The organism is Porphyromonas gulae DSM 15663, from assembly GCF_000378065.1.
GTDB lineage: Bacteria > Bacteroidota > Bacteroidia > Bacteroidales > Porphyromonadaceae > Porphyromonas > Porphyromonas gulae.
The window spans coordinates 1-22,690 of sequence record NZ_KB899180.1; the positions used below are offsets into that span (position 1 = coordinate 1).

The 22,690-nt window shown below is 49.8% G+C and carries 24 protein-coding genes, 1 tRNA gene, 4 pseudogenes and 1 riboswitch; of the genes and pseudogenes, 16 read left to right on the plus strand and 13 right to left on the minus strand.

Annotated elements, in window-relative coordinates; translation table 11 throughout:
- The 4 genes and pseudogenes from F452_RS10930 to F452_RS0109375 all read left to right on the plus strand — a co-directional run.
- Window positions 1-295 (plus strand): annotated as a pseudogene (locus tag F452_RS10930) (peptidase C25); the annotation flags it as partial.
- Window positions 296-706: 411 nt separating this feature from the next.
- Window positions 707-783 (plus strand) — tRNA-Met (locus tag F452_RS0109365).
- Between the two features lie 256 nt (window positions 784-1,039).
- Window positions 1,040-1,543: a hypothetical protein gene (locus F452_RS0109370; protein ID WP_244263775.1), complete on the plus strand. Its 504-nt coding sequence runs from the start codon at window positions 1,040-1,042 to the stop codon at window positions 1,541-1,543.
- 199 nt (window positions 1,544-1,742) lie between these two features.
- Window positions 1,743-2,423: a porin family protein gene (locus tag F452_RS0109375; protein ID WP_018965943.1), complete on the plus strand. Its 681-nt coding sequence runs from the start codon at window positions 1,743-1,745 to the stop codon at window positions 2,421-2,423.
- A 100-nt stretch (window positions 2,424-2,523) separates the two neighbouring features.
- Here F452_RS0109375 and thiH read toward each other — a convergent pair whose 3' ends face one another.
- From thiH to thiS, 5 genes are all read right to left on the minus strand, one after another.
- Window positions 2,524-3,636 carry a 2-iminoacetate synthase ThiH gene (gene thiH / locus F452_RS0109380; RefSeq protein ID WP_018965944.1) on the minus strand — a complete coding sequence of 371 codons (1,113 nt, stop codon included), beginning with the start codon at window positions 3,634-3,636 and terminating at the stop codon, window positions 2,524-2,526.
- A 12-nt stretch (window positions 3,637-3,648) separates the two neighbouring features.
- Complete coding sequence (locus tag F452_RS0109385) at window positions 3,649-4,428, minus strand: thiazole synthase (protein WP_018965945.1); 780 nt, start codon at window positions 4,426-4,428, stop codon at window positions 3,649-3,651.
- A 58-nt stretch (window positions 4,429-4,486) separates the two neighbouring features.
- Entirely contained in the window at window positions 4,487-6,430 is a 1,944-nt protein-coding gene (locus F452_RS0109390) for a thiamine phosphate synthase (RefSeq protein WP_018965946.1), read from the minus strand.
- Complete coding sequence (gene thiC / locus F452_RS0109395; protein ID WP_018965947.1) at window positions 6,427-8,190, minus strand: phosphomethylpyrimidine synthase ThiC; 1,764 nt, start codon at window positions 8,188-8,190, stop codon at window positions 6,427-6,429. The genes F452_RS0109390 and thiC overlap by 4 nt, the downstream gene beginning before the upstream one ends.
- Window positions 8,191-8,260: 70 nt before the next feature.
- A complete protein-coding gene (gene thiS / locus F452_RS0109400) occupies window positions 8,261-8,461 on the minus strand; it encodes a sulfur carrier protein ThiS (RefSeq protein ID WP_005873774.1) in 201 nt (66 codons plus the stop codon).
- A 91-nt stretch (window positions 8,462-8,552) separates the two neighbouring features.
- A riboswitch (TPP riboswitch) is annotated at window positions 8,553-8,664 on the minus strand.
- 274 nt (window positions 8,665-8,938) lie between these two features.
- Between thiS and F452_RS0109405 the strand changes: the two genes are divergently transcribed.
- Complete coding sequence (locus F452_RS0109405) at window positions 8,939-9,661, plus strand: hypothetical protein (protein WP_152567030.1); 723 nt, start codon at window positions 8,939-8,941, stop codon at window positions 9,659-9,661.
- A gap of 245 nt (window positions 9,662-9,906) precedes the next feature.
- The gene (locus F452_RS0109410) at window positions 9,907-10,899 is read left to right on the plus strand and encodes a hypothetical protein (RefSeq protein WP_235316839.1); all 993 of its coding nucleotides are present in this window, start codon (window positions 9,907-9,909) and stop codon (window positions 10,897-10,899) included.
- Between the two features lie 465 nt (window positions 10,900-11,364).
- Here the strand turns inward: F452_RS0109410 and F452_RS13475 are convergent.
- Window positions 11,365-11,421, minus strand: a pseudogene (locus tag F452_RS13475) (hypothetical protein); the annotation flags it as partial.
- A 4-nt stretch (window positions 11,422-11,425) separates the two neighbouring features.
- Here F452_RS13475 and F452_RS13480 point away from each other — a divergent pair.
- The gene (locus F452_RS13480) at window positions 11,426-11,539 is read left to right on the plus strand and encodes a DUF1661 domain-containing protein (RefSeq protein WP_394358167.1); all 114 of its coding nucleotides are present in this window, start codon (window positions 11,426-11,428) and stop codon (window positions 11,537-11,539) included.
- A gap of 611 nt (window positions 11,540-12,150) precedes the next feature.
- Window positions 12,151-12,378 (plus strand): DUF1661 domain-containing protein, encoded by a 228-nt coding sequence (locus F452_RS13045; protein WP_018965951.1) that lies wholly within the window; start codon window positions 12,151-12,153, stop codon window positions 12,376-12,378.
- A gap of 43 nt (window positions 12,379-12,421) precedes the next feature.
- Here the strand turns inward: F452_RS13045 and F452_RS0109420 are convergent, their stop codons facing one another.
- The 6 genes from F452_RS0109420 to F452_RS13485 form a co-directional block, all read right to left on the minus strand.
- A complete protein-coding gene (locus F452_RS0109420) occupies window positions 12,422-13,321 on the minus strand; it encodes a helix-turn-helix domain-containing protein (RefSeq protein ID WP_018965952.1) in 900 nt (299 codons plus the stop codon).
- Entirely contained in the window at window positions 13,318-14,469 is a 1,152-nt protein-coding gene (gene lpxB / locus F452_RS0109425) for a lipid-A-disaccharide synthase (RefSeq protein ID WP_018965953.1), read from the minus strand. The genes F452_RS0109420 and lpxB overlap by 4 nt, the downstream gene beginning before the upstream one ends.
- Before the next feature lie 37 nt (window positions 14,470-14,506).
- Window positions 14,507-15,277, minus strand: a complete 771-nt coding sequence (gene surE / locus F452_RS0109430) for a 5'/3'-nucleotidase SurE (RefSeq protein WP_018965954.1) — start codon at window positions 15,275-15,277, stop codon at window positions 14,507-14,509.
- Window positions 15,274-15,837, minus strand: coding sequence for an FKBP-type peptidyl-prolyl cis-trans isomerase (locus F452_RS0109435; RefSeq protein WP_018965955.1), 564 nt, complete (start codon window positions 15,835-15,837; stop codon window positions 15,274-15,276). Before F452_RS0109435 ends, surE begins: the two co-directional genes overlap by 4 nt.
- Complete coding sequence (locus F452_RS0109440; RefSeq protein ID WP_026292358.1) at window positions 15,834-17,381, minus strand: glycine--tRNA ligase; 1,548 nt, start codon at window positions 17,379-17,381, stop codon at window positions 15,834-15,836. Before F452_RS0109440 ends, F452_RS0109435 begins: the two co-directional genes overlap by 4 nt.
- A gap of 271 nt (window positions 17,382-17,652) precedes the next feature.
- A complete protein-coding gene (locus tag F452_RS13485) occupies window positions 17,653-17,856 on the minus strand; it encodes a DUF1661 domain-containing protein (RefSeq protein WP_152566937.1) in 204 nt (67 codons plus the stop codon).
- Here F452_RS13485 and F452_RS12930 point away from each other — a divergent pair.
- The 7 genes and pseudogenes from F452_RS12930 to F452_RS0109475 form a co-directional block, all read left to right on the plus strand.
- A pseudogene (locus tag F452_RS12930) lies at window positions 17,765-17,977 on the plus strand (hypothetical protein); the annotation flags it as partial. The gene F452_RS13485 and the pseudogene F452_RS12930 sit on opposite strands and share 92 nt — an antisense overlap.
- Window positions 17,978-17,997: 20 nt before the next feature.
- On the plus strand, window positions 17,998-18,150 hold the full coding sequence (locus F452_RS12180; RefSeq protein ID WP_018965958.1) for a hypothetical protein: 153 nt from the start codon (window positions 17,998-18,000) through the stop codon (window positions 18,148-18,150).
- A 107-nt stretch (window positions 18,151-18,257) separates the two neighbouring features.
- On the plus strand, window positions 18,258-18,545 hold the full coding sequence (locus F452_RS0109455) for a hypothetical protein (protein WP_018965959.1): 288 nt from the start codon (window positions 18,258-18,260) through the stop codon (window positions 18,543-18,545).
- 406 nt (window positions 18,546-18,951) lie between these two features.
- Window positions 18,952-19,965, plus strand: coding sequence for a peptidoglycan DD-metalloendopeptidase family protein (locus tag F452_RS0109465; protein WP_018965961.1), 1,014 nt, complete (start codon window positions 18,952-18,954; stop codon window positions 19,963-19,965).
- A gap of 270 nt (window positions 19,966-20,235) precedes the next feature.
- Window positions 20,236-20,499, plus strand: a complete 264-nt coding sequence (locus tag F452_RS11170; RefSeq protein WP_018965963.1) for a transposase — start codon at window positions 20,236-20,238, stop codon at window positions 20,497-20,499.
- Window positions 20,412-20,663 carry a hypothetical protein gene (locus tag F452_RS12185; RefSeq protein ID WP_152567432.1) on the plus strand — a complete coding sequence of 84 codons (252 nt, stop codon included), beginning with the start codon at window positions 20,412-20,414 and terminating at the stop codon, window positions 20,661-20,663. The genes F452_RS11170 and F452_RS12185 overlap by 88 nt, the downstream gene beginning before the upstream one ends.
- A 50-nt stretch (window positions 20,664-20,713) precedes the next feature.
- Window positions 20,714-20,941 (plus strand): annotated as a pseudogene (locus F452_RS0109475) (IS5/IS1182 family transposase); the annotation flags it as partial.
- A gap of 296 nt (window positions 20,942-21,237) precedes the next feature.
- Here F452_RS0109475 and F452_RS0109480 read toward each other — a convergent pair.
- Window positions 21,238-22,056, minus strand: a complete 819-nt coding sequence (locus F452_RS0109480; protein WP_026292359.1) for a T9SS type A sorting domain-containing protein — start codon at window positions 22,054-22,056, stop codon at window positions 21,238-21,240.
- Between the two features lie 284 nt (window positions 22,057-22,340).
- Here F452_RS0109480 and F452_RS11690 point away from each other — a divergent pair.
- A partial coding sequence (locus tag F452_RS11690; protein WP_244263776.1) for an ISAs1 family transposase occupies window positions 22,341-22,690 on the plus strand: 350 nt, incomplete at its 3' end.

Here is a 22,690-nt window from a genome sequence, read left to right on the forward strand (position 1 = left end):
TTCTTACACTTATGGAGTAAAGGTTGTTTACCCGAACGGGGAATCAGCTATCGAAACAACTACGTTGAATATCACTTCTCTGGCAGACGTAACGGTTCAGAAGCCTTACACGCTTACGGTTGTAGGCAAGACGATCACTGTAAGTTGCCAGGGCGAAGCCATGATCTACGACATGAACGGTCGTCGTCTGGCAGCGGGTCGCAACACGGTTGTTTACACGGCTCAGGGCGGCTCCTATGCAGTTATGGTGGTTGTTGATGGCAAGTCTTACGTAGAGAAACTCGCTATCAAGTAATAAACGCTCTCTAAGCTCGGAGACATTCTGCAGAGAAGCTTTTAAGATGAATCTGTAACTGTCTCGGAGTACGAATCGGTCGCCCGACTTCCTTTTTAGGAGGTCGGGCGACTTCGTTTTTATCGCTTTGTAAGGGTTGGTATATAGTTTATCCCAGAATTGTCATTAGGATGAGTTTCTAATGGCGGTCATTAGCAGGGCAACCGCATCAAAATGTAAGTGCCTGATTATCAGTTATATTTTTGAGCGTATTCTTTATCTTTGAGTATAACCTCCAAAATGCAATTATCTGAAAATTAGCAACTTGTATTTTCTCGAAATTTTTGATGCGATTGCCCTGAAAAAAGGGAGGGGATGTCTTGCGCATGTCAAAAAAACGTCTACCTTTGCACCGTCTTAATCAAGGACGATGGCGAGATAGCTCAGCTGGTTAGAGCGCATGATTCATAATCATGAGGTCCCCGGTTCAATCCCGGGTCTCGCTACCAAACGAAAGAAAGCATGCCGAGACCAAGCATTTCTGCATGCTTTTTTATTATTTACCTCCAAAATCATTAAGCAATAGAAGCTATACGCGTCTTCGAGGGACAGGAGATGAGGTACATTGTTCCATGCCACAATCCAGTAATGAATGGGAAGTACCGGTATAGACATCCAATAGGGTAAGAGAAAAGCCGAACAGTCTAAATTGAATTTTGACTTATATTTGCCGGCACGTTCACCAAAAAACGAACAAATATGAAAATGATGAAACTTACAGTCATGTTGCTGGCTCTTTTGTCCGCACTGGCATTCTCGTCTTGCAAGAAAGACGATCCGACAACGCTCGAGAAGACCCAATGGGAAAGAATGATGAGCGGAGCAGAAATCAATCTGCTCAACGCATTGATGGATGGAGAGATCGACTCTGACGCTCAACTACCGGAATCGGCAAAACTGAGATTGGAGCTCGACTTTTTCTCCCAGACAGAAACGAACCTGAACGTAGATGTTACGATTACTCCGAGCATAACAGTCAAGATGAAGATGAAGATGCCTTATATGTACAATTCCTCCTCCAAGACTGTCCTGCTGCGTCTGTCCAAGAGCCAAATCATTTCCATAGAGCCGATGCTTCCGGCCTTTGAGGACATCGATTTGTCTGAAGCGGAAGATGTTACGGGTGTAGTCGACTGGAAAAACAAGACTATGAAGCTTGCATTGCAGGGAGACAATCATCCTATACCTCTCGAACTGACACAAAAGTAACAAGCCTCATCCCCTATTATCAGGAAGCCAAAACCGTAAGTTGCTACTATTCGGTTTTGGCTTCTTCCTTTTCTATTCTCTTCTTCCCCGAAGAGAGGGGGGGAAGAGGCCCTTGTCTCAAAGGAAAAAAGATGTCCGTAATCGAAAAACCGTATATTTGGGATGGTTATTATTCAAAGAAGTCTAATATAAAACAGAAATGAAAATGAAGAAATTGATCTTGATCGCCGCTATGATTTTGGCGACTGTCGGTGCCCTTTCGGCACAAGGGAGAATAGCCTTTAGGGCAGATGCTGCTGTTGGTTTCAGTGCAGGTGATTATAAGGTGGAGAGTGTTGCTGATTTCGCCACTAAAAGCATTGTCGGTTACCGTTTCTCCGGTGGGATAGAAGCCCCGATCGGCTATGGTCTTTATGTTAATCCGGGCATTGCTTTCCACTCCAAAGGGATGAAAACGAATTTCGGTGAAGTTGGTTCTGCTGCACTGGGATTGAGTTCTTTGAAAGCTCAAATGCACTACATCGAGATACCGGTTCATCTGGGTTATCGCTTGAGTCTGCTCAACTTGGTATCAGTTGCTGTACAGGCAGGGCCTTATTTATCCTATGCTATCAAGGGTGATGGTACTGCCATCAGGAAAGATGGTCAAGAGACGACTTTCGATATTTATAAAGAAGGTTTGAACGAGATGATCAATGCCAAACGTTTCGATGTCGGTCTCGGTGCTGCCGCCATGGTTGGTTACTCGAACTTTTATCTGCTTATCGGTGCGGACTTCGGTTTGATCAACACCGTAAAAGACATTAAACCGAAGACTGAAAATTTGGAGGCTACCCTGAAGAATACCTCTTTCCACGTAGGCTTGGGTATTCGCCTGTAAGGATTTCAAACAATAAAAACAAAAGGACAAAGGCTGCTTTCCTCGATTGGAGAGCAACCTTTACTCTTATAAAGAACCCTTCGTTGTGGCAGGAACTCTGTTACATGAAAGCATCCCAGTCTTTCCAAACGGGCTCGTAGCCAAGTCGGCGAAGATCGGCAGCCATTTCGGCCGGACTGCGGGCATCGTTGATGGTGAATTGCTCCAGATCGGCATTCTCTTCGGCATATCCTCCCGGTTCGGTCTTGCTGCCGGCACTGACCGAAGTAATACCGAGCGGCATCACGTGGTCTCGAAACTCACGGCTCTCCCGTGTGGACAGGCTGATCTCGGCATCTTTATCCAACAGGCGGAAGGCGGTAATGAGCTGTACCATACCGACATCGTCGATAGGATCTTTAGGCTCCCATCCGCCCGTGGCAGGACGCAGACGCGGCAGTGAGATGGAGAACTTACTCCTCCAATACGTCTGCTCCAGATACCGCAGGTGTAGAGCCGTGAAAACGGAGTCCACACGCCAATTCTCCAGTCCCAGCAGTGCCCCTATGCCGATCTTCTGCATATCGGCACGGCCTATCCTGTCAGGAGTCTCCAAGCGATAGCGATAGTCCGCCTTTCGTCCGGCAGGGTGATAGGTGGGGTATGCCCGCTCGTTGTATGTCTCCTGATACACATAGACGGCTCCGATACCGGCTTCATGCAGACGGGCATATTCTTCCGTGGTCAGGGGCTGAACTTCGAGCGAGAGTTGGGAGAAGAGCGGACGCAGCCGCCGCGTCATTTCCTCATAGTAGCTGGCCGGAGTGGCTTTCTCGGACTCTCCCGACACGAGCAAGAGGTGTTTGTATCCGATCCGAAGGATCGCTTCCGCTTCCCGATCCACCTCTTCGGCAGTGAGTCGGCGACGATGGATTTTGTTCGACCGGCTGAATCCGCAGTACACACAGGCATTGCTACAGATATTCGACAGGTAGAGGGGGATATAGAGCTGCATCGTGCGGCCGAATCGCTCTACCGTCAGTGCATGCGCCTGCCGGGCCATCTGCTCCAGATAGGGGATGGCTGCAGGCGAAATAAGTGTGATAAAGTCTTGGATCGTGCGGCGTCGGTGTGCCAACGAACGCTCCACATCGGCAGCTGTAGCATCGGCCAAGAGGTTACCCACCCGCTCCCAAGTATAGGGGGAGGCGTGCAAGTGATCATAGAAAGTCATATTCCGCAGGAATTATTTCAGATTGAGGAAAGAGGTAAAAGGCGAGCTGGCTTCGGCTTCGGAGCGGACACTGCCAAGCTTGGCTTCGAAAGCCATTCGGCCGGCTTCCACGGCAAGGCGGAAAGCCGTTGCCATGCTTACGGGGTCTTCCGCCACGGCTATGGCCGTATTCACCAGAACGGCATCAGCTCCCATCTCCATAGCTTCTGCGGCCTGGCTGGGAGCACCGATACCGGCATCTATGACTACCGGCACACGGCTCTGTTCGATGATGATGCGGATCATCTCACGAGTCTTCAGTCCGCGATTGCTGCCGATGGGAGCACCCAGCGGCATTACCGTGGCCGCACCGGCTTCTTCCAGATGCTTGCACAGCACGGGATCGGCCTGAACGTACGGAAGAACGATAAAGCCGCGACGTACCAACTCCTCTGTGGCACGAAGCGTCTCGATGGGGTCAGGAAGCAAATAGCGGGGATCGGGATGTATCTCCAACTTGAGCCAGTTGGTTTGGAGGGCTTCCCGTGCAAGCTCGGCCGCCAGAATGGCTTCTTTGGCGGAGCGGACGCCCGAAGTATTGGGCAGAAGGGTGATTTCCGGATGGCGGGCGATGCGACTGATCATGTCGTCTTCGTTGCCGCGGCCGATTTCCACACGTTTCAGGGCAACGGTCACCATACGGGATTGCGATGCCAAGGCCGCAGCCTCCATCAGATCGGAGGAGGCAAACTTACCTGTGCCGACGAATAGGCGCGATTCAAATGTTTTGCCGGCAATTTGTAATGTTTCCATTAGATTTTTTTCTGTTTATCAAAAGATGATCGTTCTATACGGGAGGGAGATCATCCGATTAGTTCTTTTTTATTTTCCTGATAAGGCTGCCGCTCACGGCAATGCCTCCTATGCCACAGTCGCGAATGAGGGGAATGTCCGCATCCTCTATACCACCGATGGCAAAAGCTGGCAGTCGGATACCCTCGGCCTGCATACAGGAGGCAATGGCTCGGTAGCCTTCGAGTCCGAGGACGGGAGCCAAACGCTGCTTTGTCTCCGTATAGCGATAGGGGCCTATGCCCACATAGTCGGTTCCTTCGGCGTATGCTCGGCGCACATCCTCCATCGTGTTGCAAGTGCGTCCGATGATCTTATTCGAGCCGAGGATGCGACGTGCTTCGGCTATCGCCATATCCTCTTTGCCCAAGTGTACGCCGTCGGCATCCACCTGACGAGCTATGGAGATACGGTCATTGACGACAAAGAGTGCTCCATAGCGACGACAGAGGGCCTTGACGGCATGAGCCGTGCGAAGCATCTCTTCGTCCGAAGCCTCCTTCATCCGAAGCTGTACCCAGCGCACACCCATACGGCAGACGGCCTCCGCTTCTTCGAGTTCGGACAGATCGGGCTGACGGTGCGTGATGAACTGCAAATCTATTTCGCTCATCAGCCGGACGACCGGATCGGCAGGCAGGTCTTTGTGCATAGCGAGCAAGCCCGAAGCACTCTCACGTAGTCGGCTGACGTATAGCTGTGCCATCCCGGCAGCCGTAAAAGGCTCTTGTCCCAGAGCCAAAGCAGCTGCAAAAGCTGTGCTGTGGGCGCAACCCGTCCCATGCTTCTCCGTACCGCTGCGTAAGAGCCGGAGAGCTTCGCATCGACCATCGTAGACGATCCGATCCGTTATGACCGATTCTTCGGCATGCCCCCCTTTGAGTACGAGCCCGACACCGCTACTTCGATGGAAGTGGAGCAGGGCCTCATCGTCCGGTTCGCAGCCCAAAAGGTGGCGAGCTTCGGGAAGATTCGGCGTGATGAAGTCTATTCGGGACAAAGCCGTTATGTCTTCGAGACTAAAACGATCCGCTTGTTCTGCGGAGCTGTCGGCCGAAGCTCTGAGTACGGGATCCCATATGATCTGAATCGAGGGGAAAACTTTTTTCAGACAATCCACTACGAGAGAGAGGGTGTCCGAGTCGCGGATCAGGCCGATCTTGGCGACGGCAGGCTCCATCTCGGCCGACAAAGATTCGATCTGCCGGATGATGTCCGCCGAATCCACCCATCGCTCCCCCCGATAGCTGTCGCTTCCCTGAAAGGTAATAGCCGTGGCCACGGTATAAGCCCGCACGCCCATGTTTTCGGCCGTCCGCACGTCAGCCGTGATGCCGGCTCCGGCTGAGGGATCCACTCCTCCGACACAGATGATGGCCGGCGTACACAATTCCTGCCAGCGCACCAACTCCCGGCCTTCGGCCAACCACACATAGCCGAGTGCAGCTGCCGAGGCAAAGCCTGCTCTACGGAGCCGCGGCAGACGATCGGGCGTAATGCCGCCCAGTGCCACCACGGGCAGATGGATCCGTCGCAGACGATCGCCCAACGAATCGGGGGAAAATTGTCCTGCATAGCCCACCTTGCACAGACTGTCGAACACGGGACTTAAGAAACAGTAGTCGAGCCGAAAGGGGAAGGACTCTATATCTTCTATCGTGTGGCACGAAGCCGATACCGTGCAGCCGTCAGGGAGCTGTGGCCGATCGGTCATGCCTTTCCAGATTCGTTCGGGCAGATGCAAACCGCACAGCTCGTAGCGGCCGATGAGCCGGGGATGATCGTGCACCACTATTCTCCGGCGATAGCCGGCTGCCACGGCTTCGATGACCTGCGAATACTCCTCTTCGCCGGCACCGGGCAAGCGCAGGTGCAGCCGCTCCAAGCCTCGGTCAAAGAGGCGGTCGAGCAGCCCGATTTGCTCGCTCGTAAGCCTTTCGGGAGTGATCAGCCAGGGTTTCATTTGGAGACTGGCTCTTCGTTTAGCAACTTGCGGAAGTTCTTATTGGCACGCATGGAACAGAAATGTTCGCCACACATGGAGCAGAAATGCGCCTCCTTGTGGCCTTCGTCCGGCAGCGTGGCATCGTGGAATTGGATCGCTTTCTCCGGATCGAGCGAGAGGTGGAACTGATCCTTCCAGCGGAATTCGAACCGCGCCTTGCTCATCATATAGTCGCGCCAGTACGCCGTGGGGTGTCCTTTGGCCAAGTCGGCGGCATGGGCAGCCAGTTTGTAGGTTACTACACCTTCACGTACATCTTCGCGGTTGGGCAGACCCAAGTGCTCCTTTTGCGTCACATAGCAGAGCATGGCCGTCCCGAACCATCCGATCTGTGCCGCGCCGATGGCCGATGTGATATGGTCGTAGCCGGCCGCCACATCGCTGACGAGCGGGCCGAGGGTGTAGAAGGGTGCGCCGTGGCAGGCTTCGAGCTGAATCTCCATATTCTCGCGGATCTTGTGCATGGGCACGTGTCCCGGACCTTCGATAATGGTCTGCACGTTGTACTTCCAAGCAATCTCGGTGAGTTCTCCCAGCGTCTTCAGCTCGGCTATCTGTGCGGCATCGTTGGCATCGTGGATACAGCCCGGGCGCAAGCCATCGCCGAGAGATATGGCTACGTCGTAGCGCGCAAGGATTTGGCAGATCTCTTCGAAATGCTCGTAGATGAAACTTTCGCGCTTGTGGGTGGTGCACCAGTTGGCGATGATAGAACCGCCGCGGGAGACGATCCCCGTGAGGCGGCGCAAGGTCAGAGGCACGTGGTGCCAGCGCAGACCGGCGTGGATGGTGAAGTAGTCCACACCCTGCTCGGCCTGCTCGATGAGCGTATCGCGGAATATCTCCCAGTTGAGCTTCGTCACATCGCCCTGCACCTTCTCCAGCGTCTGGTAGAGGGGTACGGTGCCGATGGGCACGGGCGAATTGCGGATGATCCACTCGCGCGTCTCATGGATATGATCCCCCGTGGAGAGATCCATGACCGTATCGGCACCCCAGCGTATGGCCCAGACAGCCTTTTCCACCTCTTCCTCGATGGTACTGCTGATGGGCGAATTGCCTATGTTCGCATTGATCTTGACGAGGAAATTGCGCCCGATGATCATCGGCTCACTCTCCGGATGATTGATATTGGCCGGAATGATAGCCCGTCCGGCGGCAATCTCGTCGCGTACAAATTCGGGCGTGATCTTGCGTGGGATAGCAGCTCCGAGCGGCTCGCCCTCCTCGGCACGATAGCGCGTCCTGACCTGATCGATCAACTGATTTTCGCGGATGGCCACGAACTCCATCTCCGACGTCACGATCCCCTGACGGGCGTAGTAGAGCTGCGTGGCGCAGCCGTCCTTGGCGGCACGGGGACGCGTGCACACATGCTCGTAGCGCAGCTCTTCGAGCGAAGTGTCCGACTGCCTCATCCGTCCGTATTCGGAGCTGAGTCCTTCGAGCCGCACCGTATCGCCCCGATCCTCTATCCACTGCTCGCGTATCTTCGGTACTCCTCGGTGCAGATTCACCTCATAGGAGGTATCGGTATAGGGGCCACTGGTATCGTACACGACTACATCTTCGTTTTTCTCACGTTCGCCGTTCTCCAATATGGTGTCGGACATTCGGATGCGCCGCATCGGTACGCGCAGGAAGGGGAAACGCTCTCCTTCGACATAGATTTTCTCACTGCCGGGCAGAGGGCCGGTCGTCACTTTGAATTCTTTCATATCAATGAGGTAATGGGTTTGGGGTTTTTACTGTTTTGAGACTATCGCCTTGAAGCTGAAGGTACGTCGGTCAGCCCCCATAGGTGGCCTGGATGATCAGGATCTCATCGCCTTCGGACAGACGGAAGTCCGGCCACGAGGCACGGGGTACGACTTCTCCGTTTACGGCTATGGCCGTGCGCTCCACTTGGATCCGCTCGGCTTCCAAGAGAGCAGCCAGTCCCATACCTTCGAGGCATGTGATCGGTTGGTTGTTGATAGTAACTTGCATTTGCGTGCTTTTGAGGGATAATATCTGTTCTTTCGCATGTGGCTGACCGTCCACAATGGGGTGCTTCTCCCGAAGCTGCTGGCACGCATAGTGTGTATTCGATTCTACATCCCTCCGCCGGTATTATCCGGATCAGGTCTATGGGTATTATCTCAGCCTGCCTGTATCGCAATTCTTGTCGGCAAGCACCCCCGTAGCGGTCTGTCGGGGGCAAATGTAGGCATTCTTTCGTACAATCCGGAAAACACACCCGAGAAAAAGAGAAAAAGACTCAGGTATATGCCATGCTATAAATCACTATGAATGGGTATATCTATTGAGACTTTTCGATTTACTTATTTTTTGATTACGTTTGTTTCAATCTAAAAATCAAAAATGATGTATTCACTACAACACTGTCATCAAAAGCTGATAGCAGCTCTTCTTTTGATCTTTCTATCATTCGGTTGTTCTTCTTCGAATAATGAGGAAGAAAAGATGGCAGAAGAATTTGTCAAAAAGAATCTCCCCGAACTATCTGCTTTGGAGCAGAGAGAGCGTATGGCTTTCGAGAAGAGTCTAATTTTCGATCAAGATGGTAAACTCCAATCTTGGGACTCGGAGGTAATCAAAAAGCACTTTAGCAATGAAGAATCCGTGGGAATAAGCCTAAAGCTATTGACCCTTGCGGGCAAGATCGAGAACTCCGAAAGTGCGATTGTCGTAACATCCGATGGTCAATTCCTGACAGATGGAGATAAGACCGAATCTTCTTTGCTCGAAGCATATACAGGCGAATGGGTAGCTCCCGACACAGTGGGAATAAAGCCTTCCCTCTGGTTTTATTCGAGTGTGACATGCGGACATTGTACCGAGTCATTTCGCACTATCAGTGGGTTAGCTGAGAAGATTCGAAGAGAAACATCGCTGAACGTTTTGTTTTTATTCTCGGATCAGCATCAGGCTATAAAAAACTATATCCAAAGTCCGCTGTTCCCCACATTCGGCTTCGTCAATTTCTCGAATCAAATTCTCTGTGGAATCGATTCCACCGCATGCGGACAAGCTTTGGGAATAAAAAATATGGATGCTTTCGAAGAGATTTTTCCGCGAGTTTTCTTTGTGGAAAATAAAATGATCAAGAAAAACTTCGGCAATCCGTTTGATAAAAACGGCATCAAAAAAGAATTGACAGACTTTTTACATTCTTATCGAAACTAATATCGTATAGGAAAGCAACGCATTTTTCATTTCCACCAAGCGGCTCTGCAAGGGGAAGCGGCACGTATGAGAGATATGTCCGTCCCGAGCAGAGCCGCTTATTCATGTGTCGAGCTTCTCGCATCTTGCCTTTGCATCTCCCTCCTATTGCACTTGTGCGAGGGGAATATGCACCCTGATAAATATGTATCTTAGCCGTTTTTGATATCAATGACTCCGAATTTGTGAAAATAAATGATTGCAGTATGAAAAACAATTTTTACAGAAGAGGCTTATTGGCAATGAGCGTTTTTTTCCTCGGCGCATGCGTCCTTTTTGGGCAGAAAAACAGCGATAAGCAGGATGATCCGATCTTGCTTTATCCTCTTGGGACTACGTGGTATTACCACAGAAGTGAAAAAACGAGTATGGACTCGCCTTCGTATTTCGGGTATATCCGCCATCGTGTCGAGAAGAATATCCAAATAGGCGAATACCAAGCTCAAGAGATACAAGTGGTTCATAAAGATTGGACAGGTCTTGAGACCCCGATGGAGCCTTTTTACCTATATAGAAAAGGGGGTAAGGCCTATGTTGTAGAGTCTGATGGCTTGCGACTACTCTATGATCTCGCAGCAGAGGTTGGCGACGTTGTACCCCTTCCCGTCAACCAAGGTACAACCGTCGAGGGCTTTTCTCACGGGACGACAACGGTCATTGAAAAATCCACAATCAACGTCGATGGGCGCAATTTGGTTCGACAAGTTTATCGCCTGAATTATTATTTTGCGGAAGGCCCGTGGCCGGAGCAAGGTAAACTTGTCGAAGTAATCCAAGATTTGGGCATTTTAGAGCTCAATGCCCAATATGAAAAACCCCTTCCTTATGGAATTATTGTGGATCATATCAATCCAAAACCGCTACTCCGATGCTTTTTCAGTGATGACTTCCAATACAAAGCTCCTTTCTGGGAGGAACGTCCTTGCGATGCTTATGGCATTCCGAACAGTTTGAGCACTTTGTCCGGTGAATCAACGCCTTTCAGTGTCAATCCGGAATACATACGCTTTGACAAAGAACATTCAGGTCTTACGTACCAAATTCTGAATGCGAACGGCCTTCAGATGCTGAGGGGTAACCTGAAAAGAGGAGAGAGCGAGATCAATATCTCTGCCCTACAGCGAGGTCTATACATCATACAGTGGCAAGAGTCTCATACAGGCCTGAGGCACAGTGCCGTCTTCTACAATACATTATGACCGAAACGGATTTCCGAATATATATTGACGAGACCCTGTACTTCTGTGCAGGGTCTTTTTTCATGCCGATAGGGGGGACGGCCGATTGGCTTTTTGCATGAATCCTTTTCATCCACCGTCCGATTTACGGTAAGAAACGTGTTTTTCATCTATCCCGATCACTGAACCACCCATTCGGCCATGGCGACAGCGCACGCAGAGATTTAAGGAATGATTGTAGGCCGCTTCTTGCTTCCTGCACTGTGCAGGACGCGATTGTAGGCTGTTTCTTGCTCCCTGCACGATGCAGGAGACCAGAAACGTCCGTTTCTGCTCCCATCAACACACTTACTATCTGACATTTACAGACATTTAACGCAAGAAAAACGTATGCGTCGAAATCGGGTCTCTCCCCACTATTGCTACTCTATACAACTCCTCGACCGAAGTTGTGCCATCACTCGGCACAACGTTTTTTAGCACACGTTACGCTCCAAAATTTTTCCATTTGACACTCCTAAAAACGTGGCGTGGGAACTTTTTGGTTTTGGAGCGGAAAGCAAAAAATTCTCACGCCACAACGAAAAAAATCTCGTTCCATTTTCTCAGAAAACCCAAACCAAAATTCGTGTGTTTTTGGTTCGGATCGATGTGTCTGTGACGTGTACTGTGGTCAGAAAAATATCATCTATGGAAAGAACCGAGAATTAACAAAAAAGCGATCCAATCATTGATGCGCTCTTCTATCCGGCACCCCCTCCAACCCATACGACTCCGGCAATAGTCCCATATAAAGAGGTTGGGAGCATCGGCAGTCCCAAAAAGGATACCGAACACTCCCAACCAAGTATTATCAATCTCCGGTGCAGCAATCCTACGAAAGGGTGGTATACCTGTCCGTAGCCACCCTATGCGGATTGCACAATGCCTGTATCACGAATAGGCGGATCGAACTTGTCTTGTTGTTTTGCACCTGAGAAGCCTTGAACAAACAAAAAAAAACGACCATCAAATCGATTCCATTGGCCTTTTTCGGCTTGCTCCTATCCTTGGAATTATCTTCATGAGATGGAACAGATGAGTTTATCAGATATCAAGAGGGCTTCATCAGCATTTACATTGATACAGATTATTTGGATGGGCCATTGAAGGAAGACGACGGCAGCCCTAGTTTCTATTACCTTTACTGTCAAAGCGAAGTAACAATAGTACAATAGAAGGAGCGCATCCCTTTCCTGCCCCACAAACGACATTGTGCCGAAATCCTCTCCCATGCAGTCCACGGAAGAGGCTCGGCACAATGCTTTTCAGTACACGTCACAGTCCAAAATTTTCGTATTTGTGACGCCTAAAAACGTGGCATGGGAACTTTTTTGCTTTGTTATAGGAACGGAAAAATTCTCGCGCCACTTTTTCAGAAAACACGAACCGCATTCCGGTCAATTCCCGCACCGGAATAGAAAGAACCACGGAGACAAGGAGGGAAGAAAAAGCAGATGATTCTGCTTGCTCTTAATCTTAAATAGAGGAGAAGGAGGGGAGCTTATTTGGACTGTCGTCCGATTGCTTTGCGGAGTTGCAGGGGTGTATTGCCGAGCATCTTGCGGCAGAAAGCACAGAGGTAACTCACGGAGGAGAAGAGGTTCTTGTCCGCTATTTCCTTGAGAGACAGAGACGGATCGGCCAAGTCCGAGTAGATATGCTTGGCTCGCTCTTCGTGCATCCATTTGAGTGGCGGACAGCCGAATTCCTGATTGAAGTGACGCTTGAAAGAACTGAGCGACAGATTCATTTTGGCTGCAAGCTCTTCTACCGATCGGCACTCCAAATGGTGTCGGAATACGAAAGCGCGAAACCCCTTGTTCTGACAGTGGAATGAGGAGAGAAAGTTGTCTAAGAGCGCCTTCTCGTAGCGTGAGCGCAAGATGCAGAAGAGTTCGCGCAGTTTCAGCTCGAATATCTCGGACGAAGTGGGCATTTCTGATAAATATCCCATCACAGAGTGGAGCCACGAGTTCACCATTGTCTCTCGTTGCAAGGAGGAGATGTGAACGATCTCAGTTCGTCTCCGGCATTCTTTCTTATTGCCCGAGGAGGGACAAATGCCGAGGCATAAATGGAGTGTGGGGTGGAAATAAAAGCAGATGAGCGTAACCGGTCCTTTTTCGGCTCTAAGTCTTATACGCAGATTGGCAGCTAAGAGAACGACATTATCTCCCGATAATTGCGAATTGCCGGATTCTCGCCCAACGAATACGGCCGGCTCTCCTTTGAGCAGGAAGAGCAAAGCATGGCTGTCTTTGGTCCAGATTTCCAAATCAGCTCCTTGTCCTATCGTATGGAGTTCGGGCAATCCGGACAGAGCCGTGGTCGGTCGGCTGTTGTTCAGGAAGCCATTTGGCTTTTCTTTGGGAGAGACAGGCTGACAGATATGAATGCTCATAAGGAGGATGGTCGGGCGTTATCTTTGGCAAAGCGAGCTATTATGCAACGGGCAGCCTTGTCCGACGCATTGTCCGTGCCGATGCTTTTGCGGATGCAGTCGTATCCGGACAACTGCGCTTGTCGCTCTGCGGAGGAAGTATCAAGGAGCGGAGAGAGGCTTGCGGCCAACCTTTTCTCCGTGAACAAGGCTCCGAAAAGCTCGGGCACTACAGCCCTGCCGGCAATGAGGTTGGTCAGCGAGATGAAAGGTGTACTAAAGCAATACTTGAAAATCAGATTGGTCAGTCGGCCTCCTCGGATATAATAGCATACGACCTGCGGCGTACCGATCAGGGCGGTTTCGAGCGTAGCCGTTCCGGAGGTTACGAGGGCTGCTTTGCTCTCTCGCAGTATTTCATACGTATGTCCGAATACAACGGGAACAGAGTCGTCGGGCAAGAACGGGACGTAGTCTTGCATCGTCAGTCCGGGCGCACCGGCTATGACAGGTCGGTAGTCGGGGAATTGCTTCATCACCCGTAGCATCACGGGCAAATTCTCCTTGACTTCGAGCAAGCGACTCCCACAGAGAAGAGCTACTTGACGAGAATCCTTGACTGAATGCTCCTGCTCTTCGATCGTTGGCCGCATGTGCTGCTTCACGGCATCGTAGCACGGATTGCCTACATAGACGACAGGAAAATCGTGTCGGGCAAAAAAATCTTTCTCGAAAGGCAAGATGCAGAGCATGAGATCGACGTATTTCTTCAACGTCTTGATCCGCCAGGATTTCCATGCCCAGACCTTGGGCGAGATGTAATAGACGATCGGCTTGCCAAGCTCTTCGCGTACAAACGGAAGCACGTAGCGCATATTGAAGCCCGGGTAGTCTACTGCGATGACAACGTCGGGGTTAAAAGCTCGCATCTGCTCCTGCACATGCTCTCCTGCGCGCCGAATGACGCCGAGGTGGGTGAGTACCGGAATGAAGCCCATGAAGGCTACTTCCCTGTAATGAAAGATTGGCTGCTCCCCGGTCGCCTCGGACAGAAAATCCCCTCCCATGAAAGCAAATACAGCCTCCGGATCGTGCTCTTTCAAGGCACGAACCAGATTGGATCCATGCAGGTCGCCCGAGGCTTCGCCGGCTACGATGAAATAGCGCATAGGCAATAGGGAAAATCAGGGAAAGGGGGAGAAGAGATCAGTCAAGCTCCTTGAGAAGCTCTTCCAAAACAGGCAGATAACGTCTGGAAGTCATGTTCAACTTGATGGGAGATAGCGTAACGTAGCCCGCACGCATCAGCTCCAAATCGCCCTCTATGGTTCCTTTGTTGATCTGACGTCCCGTCATCCAATAGACGGCATTGCCGCGTGCATCTTCGGACGCCATGTATTCGTCGACAAAGCGACCGTCCGTGACGGCGCAAGGCTTTAGCCCCAAAGGTTTTCCCTTCGGAACATTCATGCTTAGCATCGTGTCCTGAGGCAAGCCATTCTTCAGGATCATACGACTGACAAGCACGGCATAGGCCGTGGCATGACTCATATCGCAGATCTCGCTATGGTCGTCGAGCGAAACGGCCAGAGCCGGTACATCGCATACACATCCTTCCATTGCAGCACCCACCGTGCCGGAATAGATTACGCAGATGCCGGCATTGTTGCCGTGATTGACCCCCGTAACCAGCAGATCGGGCTTGCGCTCCTTGAATACCGTATTCATCGCCAGCTTCACGCAGTCCGCCGGCGTTCCCGTACAACTATACACGGTATAGCCTTCCTCTCTGTGCCGAAGCTTGAGCTTGATGGGCAGAGTGGAGGTAATGGCAGCCGAAGCTCCGGATCGTGGCCCGTCGGGAGCTACGATCGTGACATTCCCCAATGAGCGCAGGGCCTCTGCCAGCTCGCGGACGCCTTGTGCTCGAAAACCATCGTCATTCGAAACTAAAATTTCAATCGGCTCGGCTTTCATTTTTTGTCTTCTTCTTCAGGAATAATGCCACTAAGCTTCACGATAAAGCGAAGTGCGGAATAGGAAGGGATGGCTATGAGATTTGCGCCCGATGCAGGCACTCCCGTTTCTCCATAGGCCAGATACCAGGGGACAATGAACTCGCACTCGTCTCCGATGACCATATTCTGCAAAGCAATGCGGAAGCCGGTAATCGCCTTATCCTTCTCATTTCTGTAAAGTGTGATACGCGCCGGCTTTTCGGAGTTATAGTTTCCGTCCACCATGATATTCCCTACCAAACGGTACGTTTGATAGTGGACCTCCACACGGGAGGTAGCGATCGGATGCTCTGTGCCCGTACCGTTTGTTATCCAGCGCATGTAAACGTATGCGGTCGAACCATCGACAGATGCTTTCTTGAAGTTGGTGCTGTCTGCATAGGCGTTGAAGGCCACTTCGTTGTCGTGGCGACGCTGTTTTTCCTCATTCGGCCTTTTCTCGCACGAGGAGAAAACAAGGAGGACGTTTACCAGCATCAGCCCAAGGGCCACCATGATGATATTCTTTTTCGTTTTCATAGGTCTATCTTTTTGAGCAAGCTCTTGAGGCTTACATATTCCGAGATAATAGCATTCAAACGGCTGATCTCCACGCGCTCCTGCTCCATCGTGTCACGATAGCGGATAGTCACGGTATTGTCTTCGAGCGATTGGTGATCCACCGTGATACAGAAAGGAGTACCGATGGCATCCTGACGGCGGTAGCGTTTGCCGATAGAGTCCTTCTCATCGTATTGGCAGGCGAAGTCGAAACGGAGGTCGTGGACAATCTCCCGAGCCTTCGTATCAAGACCATCCTTGCGAACCAGAGGCAGTACGGCCAGCTTCACGGGGGCCAACGCTGCGGGCAACTTCAGCACTACGCGCATCTCGCCGTTGGAAGTCTCCTCTTCGCAATACGATCCGAAGAGAATCGTCAGGAACATTCGATCCAGTCCGATGGAGGTTTCCACTACATACGGCACGTAGCTCTTGTTCAATTCGGGATCGAAATACTGCAGTTTCTTGCCGCTGAACTCTTCATGGCGAGAGAGGTCGAAGTCTGTCCGACTATGGATCCCTTCCACTTCTTTGAAGCCGAACGGCATCTCGAACTCAATATCGGTGGCAGCATTGGCATAGTGTGCCAGCTTGTCATGATCGTGGAAACGGTATTTGTCGTCTCCGAAGCCGAGGGCACGGTGCCACTGCATACGGAGTTTTTTCCACTTCTCGAACCACTGCAGCTCTTCACCCGGTCGGACGAAGAACTGCATCTCCATTTGTTCGAACTCGCGCATCCGGAAGATGAACTGACGGGCTACGATCTCATTGCGGAAAGCCTTGCCTATCTGACAAATTCCGAAAGGGATCTTCATTCGTCCCGTCTTCTGTACGTTCAGAAAATTGACGAATATACCCTGAGCCGTTTCGGGACGGAGATATACCTTCATGGCACCATCGGCCGTGGAACCCATCTCCGTGGCAAACATCAGGTTGAACTGGCGTACCTCTGTCCAGTTGCGCGTGCCGCTGATCGGACAGACGATCTCGCAGTCGAGGATAATCTGACGGATTTCCTCCAGATTGTTGTCGTTCAGTGCAGCAGCAAAGCGTTCGTGTATCTGATCTCGCTTCTGCTGATATTCGATCACACGGGCGTTGGTGGCACGGAATTGAGCCTCGTCGAATGCATCGCCGAAGCGTTTGGCTGCCTTGGCTACCTCCTTCGCTATTTTTTCGTCTATTTTGGCCAAATGATCTTCCACGAGGACATCCGCACGATAACGCTTCTTGGAGTCCTTATTATCTATGAGTGGATCATTGAACGCATCCACGTGTCCGGAAGCCTTCCAGATCGAAGGATGCATGAAGATGGCGGAGTCGATACCTACCACATTGTCATGCAGCAGGGTCATGCTTTCCCACCAATAGCGTTTGATGTTGTTCTTCAGTTCAGAACCGTATTGTGCATAGTCGTACACAGCAGCCAGACCGTCGTATATCTCGGAAGAGGGAAAGACGAAGCCGTATTCTTTGCAGTGTGAGACTATTTTTTTGAAGAGATCTTCCTGTTGTGCCATGCTATCTTGATGTGTGAATCTTATTGTATTCCTACGTTTTACCTCGCGAAAATAATCCTTTTTCTTCAATACTGTCCCAACCGATTTGAGGAGCCGGCACAGTCCGATCAGCCTTCGACGCATTTCCCCGAAGGTATCCGAATGGCTGTAAGATCAGGTTGCACCTCTTTCCTTGTTTATCGGGGAGCTCTTCCCCTCGGCTCTCATCATGAGCAGAAGCGGGCAGTTCGTTGGGAGGAAAGGCCCTACAAGGTTTTTGCGTTACCGTGATTTACGGCTGATTTCTTTTGGGTTTCCCGATCCGAAAAACGTGGCGCGTAAACTTTTTTCTTTTGGCGCGGGAATGAAAAAAATCTCGCGCCAAAACGAAATTTTTCTCGCGCCACTTTTTCAGAAAACACGCGCCGGAATCGGAGCATTTTAGGTTCGTAATTGCCAAAGCTATCAGCCACGAACGCCCCCCACCCCACCCCATGCCCAAGCTACCCTATCGGACAATACGGGCCGCTCCACAGCCCCCAAGCTGGTCATTTCGGGGATTGCAAGCACTAAAAACCATGAACTCAACTACATCGAATGCAGTTCGAATAAGCTGACCGAACTGAACGTGACCGGCATGGACAAGCTGATCGTGATTTCCTGTCAGGACAACAAGATATCCAAACTCGATATAAGCAATAAGCCCGAACTCTATTTCATCTCCGTAGCCAAGAACAATATCAAAGAGGCCGAAACGGAAGAGATCGTGAAGAATCTCTGCCTCAAATGACACTACAATCTCCCGGCGCACTCTTTGCAGCAGTACTATCTGCATCCGAAGGCAATATCATGACCCCGGATCATGTAGCTCGTGCAAAAGCTAAAAAATAGGATGTAATGGCTTGGAACGGATCGGCATGGGTGGAGTATGAAGGAACGGCAACGTCCTTGAACTCAGTAGAGGCTGCTCCCTCCCGCCTTGCAGCGCGCTACTCTGACGGCATGCTCCATTTGGAGAATCTGATCGTAGGACAAGCAATCCGTGTATATGGCATGAATGGACGTCTGGCATTTGAAACGATGGCCACATCGGGGTCGATGACCATCTCCTGCGGTATGCGTCTCGGTTTTTACCTGATCAGCAACGGACCAGATCGCACGGCCAAACTATTTATCGGAGAATAAAATAATCTTCCCCAAAGGGACTGCGCGCCTCGCAGCTGAAGCTACAGCCTTTTCCTGCCGGAGGGGATCATATAAATAAAAAGAGGATGTCAGAAGATCCAATGCCCACTAAGGATCGGATTTGCATCCTCTTTTTCTACAGACTTTGAAGCACCTTTTTGACTAACGGGAGATGGCCATGATCAAGCACACAAACGATCATGTCCTAAAGCGAGCCAAAACCCTGCACACGGATGCGAAATGTGTGCAAAAAGAGAAAAAGCCTAACGAAAAGCATGGTTATTCGGATTTTTTATTACACCTTTGAGGCAAATTTTTTTCAGCGGCAGACTCGGGAGCGCTCTTTCCCATGACCTTTCAGCGTAGAGCCGACTGCCTAATCTTATTTTAAAACAGGAACAGAAATATGTCGAAAAAATCGATCCTTCTGCTTTGCTGTTCGCTGTGCTTCATTTCTGCAACCCAGGCTGTGACCCCGGTCCGAAATGTGCGCAATAACCAAGTGAAAAGCAAAGCAAAGACCGAACGTACAAAGCCTTCGGACTCTGTACGCTACTTGGGCAACATGGTTGCCGATCGACTCGAGTTCCGCAACAAGATTTCTTCTGAAAAAGAGGTAAGGAATGCCGAATACGAAAGTCGGCTGGCGATGGAAGCCCTTAATTACCCCGCCATAGATTTATATGGTGAAGATTCTTGGAGCGAGTATGTGAACCCCTTTGTGGGCGCACGAACCGATGTCGAAATTCCGGACTCCTACGACATTGACTGCTCTTCGTTCGTGATGCCCGTCGAAGATAAGCAGGTCACCTCTGAATTTGGCTACCGCCGGCGTTTCGGGCGGATGCATTATGGTATTGATCTTTCAGTGAATCGTGGCGACACGATACGAGCAGCCTTCGACGGGAAAGTTCGTGTACGCAGCTACGAAGGTCGTGGATACGGCTACTACGTAGTCCTGCGTCATCCGAATGGTCTGGAGACAGTGTATGGACACATGAGCCGCCAATTGGTGGAGGAAAACCAGATCGTTCGTGCAGGACAACCGATCGGATTAGGTGGCAGCACAGGACGTAGCACAGGACCTCATCTCCATTTCGAGACTCGTTTTATGGGTATCCCCATCAATCCGAGCACCATTATCGACTTCGGCAATGGAGTACCCCTCAGAGACGTCTACACATTCAAACGAGGAACCAACTCTCGTTACGCCAAAGCCTCTCCGGCACCTTCGCGCTACGCCAAGAAAGGCAAGCGAGACAGACGAGCATCTTCTCCAATGACCTACAGAATCAAAAAGGGCGACACATTGGAGAAAATAGCCAAACGACATGGTACTTCCGTAAAGAAGCTCTGTGCGACTAACGGCATCAGCCAAAACAAGGTTTTGACTCCGGGTAAAGCTTTGAGAATCAAATAAAACGCTCTCGGAGAAAAAAAGAAAAAGGGGCTGTGTCAAAATTCATTTTTGGCGCAGCCTCTTTTCTTTTCGGTTTGCGGTTGATTAAGCCACCGGCTTTAGGCTTTGAGGGATATTTTTATGTCTTTCGGGAGACCTTTGAAAAATATGGAGATGATTCAAACGCCGGAAGGGCTGATGCAGGTGCGTATACGAAACATTGTGTTGACTAAAAAGGTCGAAGGAGAAGAGCCGATTGAGTATTGAGCAAGGATTGTTAGCTATCCGGATGTGAACAAGAAGAAGTTGATTAGTCTACTGACTAACGATTTTGATCTAAATCCACGAGGCATCATTGATATCTACCACAAGCGTTGGGCTATTGAACTCCTTTTGAAGCAAATTAAGCAGAATTTCCCGTTGAAGCACTTCTATGGGGAGAGTGCCAATGTTATCCAAATTCAGATTTGGGTCACGCTCATTGCAAACCGGCTTTTGATGGTCATGAAGCGACAGGCCAAAAGGTCTTGGTGTTTTCGGGGCTGGCGACCTTAATGCGTATTGTACTGATGTATTATGTGGACTTTTATAGCTTGTTTGAACATCCCGAGAGCGATTGGGAGGCAATGTTTGAACCAAAAGAAGCCCCACAAGAACCAAATCTTTTTGGTTGGGGGCTTACTAAAACGAAATCTGACGAAATCCAACTTATTTACTAGGATTGCAAGATCTATTGAGTATCATCTCAAAAGTTTAGCGGACAGCAATAAAATTATTCTGCAAGCGAGCAGGCATTGAACCAACCATTGGACACTTGAAATCAGATCATCGTTTAGTCTGCAACTTTTACAAGGGATTGATAGGGGATGCTATCAACATCCTACTGGCTGCAGCTGCCTATAATTTCAAAAGAGCCATGAAAGCTCTTTGGCTCATGATCAAAATAATAAGTGAGAAACCATTTGATAATTGCATCTGGCTTAAAGGGCGTTTTTAAGGGACGACCAGGTAAGTTGTACTATGCATTAGCCAAAACACCATTGAGCCTACCCATACAGAAAACTAAGTCGGCTTTGACTCCGTTGCTGCAGGACTGGAAAAATAAAACGTACTCCGCTTCGGAATCAGCTTCTGGTCTATTTTCTTTCTCGCTTTTTATGGCTGATTAGGTGTTTATCCCACTTGAAGGCGTCACGAATAAAAAAGAAAAACACAGCGAATTTCGATTCGCTGTGTTTTTACGATAGTTATACCTGAAAAGGGTCATGCCTATCAGATATAAGGGTACTCAAATTAGATAGCCAGCTTGATGCTCTTAGTACCTACACGGAGAATATACATACCCTTCTGAGGAGCTGCAATCGTTTCGCTAACGCCGGTGTAAACAACCTTACCGTTCATGTCGAACAGAGATACTTGACGACCATTAGCTCCCGCTACATAGATAACGCCATTCTGAACATAAGCATTAGCCTTGTCGTTGGTGAGAACAGCCTCAACACCTTCACCCTTGCTCAAATGAACAACGATATAGAAGTTGTAATTTAAGGAAGGAACTTCTTGATGAAGAGATACGAACGGTGGTAAAGTTTCTCCGTCTTCTGAGAGAGAAATCAAATCTCCATAACCGTCAATTGCAGGACCCTCATCGCAACCGAGAGGAAATCCACCATCGGTGTTAGCCTTGTAGCCGATCGTGTAAGTCTTGCCGGCTTCAATCTTTACACCTGTCTTAAGAGCAAGATTGTTGATCTGCTGCATTACCGGATCACTTTCTACTGATTCGCCCAAAATAGTCATATCATCAGCCCATACAGCAGAAGTGTACTTACAACCTTCATGTCCGGGGAAGAAATCAACGCTTTTGATTTCCCATCCAACGTAGTTTTCAAGATCATCACTGTCAAATTTGGCTGCAACAGCCATGAGTCCTGCTTGCTGTGTTCCAACGGTAGGAATTTCTGCGGGCAGATCTCCACAAACTTGGATAGTGGCTTCTTCGCGAGGTTGCTGTACTGAATTGTTCTGTACTTTGATTGCGCTCAAAGACTGAGCACTAGCAAAACTGACTGCACCCAAAAGAGCAGCACCAATAAGTAATGCTTTTTTCATTTTTCGTTTGTTTTTTGTTAAGTTATACTTGTTGGACGAAGCGGTAGAAGCCATAGACTTCTGCTACTTCTATTCTCTGTCTTTTCTCTTTTAGTTTGTCTTTGTGCCGAAAGCGAAGAAAAAACACATTCATCTTTTTGTCGGCACCGACTCCGCAAATATAAGAAATAATTCAAATGGAACTTCACTCTCCTCACAATATCAGGGCACCCGCATCAAAATAGAGCTATCTTCGGGTTATGGATGTATAAGATTATTTTTCTAAGGTAGAAGATCCACGTGTAGTGGGTCGTTGCAAGCATAAGTTAAGCGATATTCTAGTTATAGCACTTGCGAGTTATCTGTGTGGAGGCGAGGATTATGAGTCCATGCATGAACTTTGCTTAGAGCGTGGAGAATCGCTTCGCCCACTGGTTGTGTTGCATAATGGTTGTCCGAGCGTAGACACTTTCGAAAGAGTGCTCCAACGTATTGAGCCTCAGTCTCTCTATGCTTGTCTTCAAGTTTATGGTAAAGAGCTGATTAGCGACTTGGAAGGTAAACATATCGCCATTGACGGCAAACGCCTCAGAGGCTCGAAGAAGAAAACCGGCAGTACGCATATTCTCTCAGCTTGGGTTGATGAAGTAGGTTT